This window comes from Desulfobulbus alkaliphilus, assembly GCF_016918545.1.
GTDB classification, from domain to species: Bacteria; Desulfobacterota; Desulfobulbia; order Desulfobulbales; family Desulfobulbaceae; genus Desulfobulbus; species Desulfobulbus alkaliphilus.
Genome location: NZ_JAFFQC010000184.1, coordinates 1 through 468, shown reverse-complemented (window position 1 = coordinate 468; position 468 = coordinate 1). Strand labels below are relative to the sequence as shown.

Genomic DNA, 468 nt, shown 5'->3' with positions numbered 1-468 from the left:
ACATTTACTAGCCTCGGCTCACGGGGATGTCAAGCGGCGGACAGCACGAAGGCCGCCTGCCGCCCTCCCCTACACGTTGCCCTTGGTGGCAAAGTTCTCCACGGCCTTGGCGCCCTTGGCGGCGGGCATCACCACACCGGCGCCGCCCACGCAGACGCCCACGCAGGTCATGACTTCCACCAGGTTGCCGTGGCAGCCGCCCTTGACGAAGGACTGCAACTTCTTGAGGCCCTGGGGCGAAAGGCCGTTGCTGGCCACGGGTCGCACTTCGAAGCGGTCGCCCACCAGCTTTTCCACAGCGGCGGACACGCCGCCCGCGATGGCATAGCCGCGCGCCTCGTTGCTGGGGCGCTCCAGCTCGTGCTCTTCGCACTCTTCCACCACGATGACGCGGGCATTGAACAGGGCGCCCACTTCTTCGAAGGTGAGCACATAGTCCACCATCTCGTCGTGCAGGCCTTCCTGGCG

Annotated in this window: 1 protein-coding gene; it reads right to left on the bottom strand. The window is 66.2% G+C overall.

Features of this window, described 5'->3' with window-relative positions:
- Nucleotides 1-69: 69 nt before the first annotated feature.
- Nucleotides 70-468: [Fe-Fe] hydrogenase large subunit C-terminal domain-containing protein (locus JWG43_RS18025; protein ID WP_275888509.1), on the bottom strand; the 399-nt coding region annotated here is incomplete at its 5' end.